We start from the raw sequence: 2,655 nt of genomic DNA, 5'->3' as shown, positions 1-2,655 counted from the left end.
TAATCCGGTGCTACCGGCCGATCCGTGGCCCCTTTTATTCCCGGTGTTCTCACCTCAGTCTTCAGGAGCGTCAGGCCTCCGTAATCAGTATGCGCACCTGCCCGGAGCTGGCCCAGCTCGAGTTCTTCGGGTTGATCGGGATAATTGGTTACAACCATGTTGGTTATGTGCTTGTCGTACTTGTCGACAAACCAATCCGGCGAGAGTTCAAGGGCGCGTGCGCAAAGCTCCATGAGGAGGTTCCCAAGGCGCTCCATTTCCTTGTAATAGGCCATCAAAGCCGGCTTAAACTCAGGAACATCCGCCTCAGGCCAGATATTTTCTTTGAATATCCGATGCGCTGTTTCTGTCTGATAGTACGGATCGCCGGAATTTATTTCGAAGCGGCCGAAGTTGAAGTACTCTCGGTGATCCGGCTTGGCCTGTTTGTCGCCGATGGTGGCTGCGAGATTTCCCGTTTCCATGCCAAAGTAGCCCCGATAGATCTCGGGATCACCGGACCGATAAGCAGCTTTGCGCTCTGGTGGCAGATCAAAAAACCGGCGCGACGCAGCAGAAGCCGCCTCGATGACCGCCTCGGAAACGCCATGACCTGAGATGACCAGGAACCCGATGCTGCGAGCGGCGGCGCCAACCTTGTCGGCAACTGCCTGCTTTCCCGATTCTGAGCCGCTCACCGCAGCAGAGATGTCGATCACCGGGATGGGATTACCATCAAACTTCATTTCAACTCTCCGTGGACTGGCCGATCAATCATGCCAGAATGGTTTCAGGGTTTGCTGGCGGCGCCACAGCTGCAGCACCTGGAATTTCCTGGCGTCTAAGGAAAAAACTGAGGGCGACCGCAGTGAGGATACCCAGCAGCACGCCACTGTGTGTGAATGGAGCCAGAGCGTCCGGAACATGCGCGAAAAAACGTTGCGACATGCTCGGTATGAGGCCGATGGCGAGACTGGTTGCGACAATCAACATCTGATCGCGCGATTTGTCGAGACCAGCGGCGGCCAACGATCGGATGCCGGAGACCGCAACCATGCCAAAGAGAATAAGCGCCGCTCCTCCCAAGACACTGGGCGGGATGGCCGCGACCAAGGTCGAGAGCTTCGGCAGAAGCGCCAGCGCCATCATGATGACGGCCGCACCGACGCATACAAATCGGCTGCGGACGCCAGTGAGGCTGACCAGAGCTATGTTCTGTGCGTATGAAGTGTAAGGAAAGCTGTTGAATAGGCCGCCGACAACCGCACCGATGCAATCCGCGCGCAGCCCGGATTCAAGACGTTTATCGTCCATTGGCCGGTCGACAATCTCGCCGAGCATGGTCAGCATACCGCTCGATTCCACCATCGTAACCATCAGCACGATGATCATCGAAATCACCGCGACAGGGTCGAACACGGGCACACCAAAGTGAAAAGGAGTGACAAGGCGGACGACTGGCTCGCTGGCGATGTTTTCAAGATTGACCATGCCAGCCAGCCACCCCACCAGGTACCCTGCGGACATCCCAATCAGAATGGCACAGTTAGCGCCAAAACCTCGCAGAAGGCGCGAGCAGACCAGAATGGTGACAACGGTCAACGCCGCAATCGCCAGGTTACGCGGAGCGCCATAATCAGACGCTTCCGCACCCCCGGCAGCCCAGTCCACCGCGACACTCATCAAAGATAGGCCAATAAGCAGCATGGCTGTGCCGGTGACGGCAGGCGTGAACAAGTTGCGAAACCTGCCAACCATGCCGGCAAGCGGCATGACCAGCAGACCAGCCATAATCGAAGCGCCAAAAACTCCCGGCAAGCCGAGGCCGGGTTGTTGTGCAATTGCAATGGCCGGCATGACACCGACGAACGTCACTCCCATGACGACGGGAACCCTTGCGCCGAAGGACCCTATCCCGAGGCTCTGGATGAGCGTGACGATACCACATGCGAACAAATCTGCGCTCACGAGGTAGGCCGCGTCCTGCTGACTGAGCCGCAAAGCAGACGCAATCAGCAGGGGAACGGTGACGGCTCCGGCATACATGGTCAGCACATGCTGCATAGATAGGGCCGCCAACTGGCCGGGCGCCGGAATGACGTCGACCGGGTCCAGTTGGCAGACCTCAGAATGCATACTTCACCGATCCGATGACCTGACGCGGCGGCACGTACATGTCACTGGTTGTAAAGCTCCCGAAGGGGTTTGAGTACCGCGACGCGATGGCGGCTTTGTCAAACAAGTTCGTGACGGTAAGGCCGAGCGTCCAGCGCGTATCGGAAGGTTGATACGTGAAGTTGGCGTTCACGAGTGTGTAAGCTGGAACTACGTCACGAGCGCCGTCGTTGAATATGCGATACTGAAACTTCCCACGGTAGAGAAGTTCGACGTGCGACTTTAGGGTGCTCGCGCCCCCAAGCTCGAGCGTGTGGGTCAACCCTATGCCGCCTTGCCACGACGGAATCTTCGGGGGCTTATTCCCGTTGGTGTTGCGGACCTGCTGAGCGCGCAGGTTGATCGTGTAAGCGTCGAACGGACCGTATCCCAATGCGGCTGCACTGAGCGTCGCCTGATGTGCACGTGACGGATCGAGGGCAATATAGTCGCCGACAAGCTCGCCGTTAGGCTCAGGACCCATTGATCTCAGAGGGATGATCTGATTCAGGCTCCGCAAGG

Annotated in this window: 3 protein-coding genes; all 3 read right to left on the bottom strand. The window is 57.8% G+C overall.

Going from position 1 to position 2,655, the window contains the following annotated elements:
- On the bottom strand, positions 1-725 hold a 725-nt coding region (locus ACEK02_RS01320), incomplete at its 3' end, for an isopenicillin N synthase family dioxygenase (protein ID WP_371420011.1).
- A 28-nt stretch (positions 726-753) separates the two neighbouring features.
- The gene (locus tag ACEK02_RS01315) at positions 754-2,115 is read right to left on the bottom strand and encodes a nucleobase:cation symporter-2 family protein (RefSeq protein WP_371420010.1); all 1,362 of its coding nucleotides are present in this window, start codon (positions 2,113-2,115) and stop codon (positions 754-756) included.
- The coding region (locus ACEK02_RS01310; RefSeq protein ID WP_371420009.1) for a TonB-dependent receptor domain-containing protein at positions 2,105-2,655 on the bottom strand (551 nt) is incomplete at its 5' end. The genes ACEK02_RS01315 and ACEK02_RS01310, both read right to left, overlap by 11 nt.

The sequence above is a fragment of the Tardiphaga sp. genome (genome assembly GCF_041424195.1).
In the GTDB taxonomy this organism is placed as follows: domain Bacteria; phylum Pseudomonadota; class Alphaproteobacteria; order Rhizobiales; family Xanthobacteraceae; genus Tardiphaga.
Note: the sequence above shows the minus strand (reverse complement) of the source record. Positions and strands in the feature narration are given on the sequence as shown.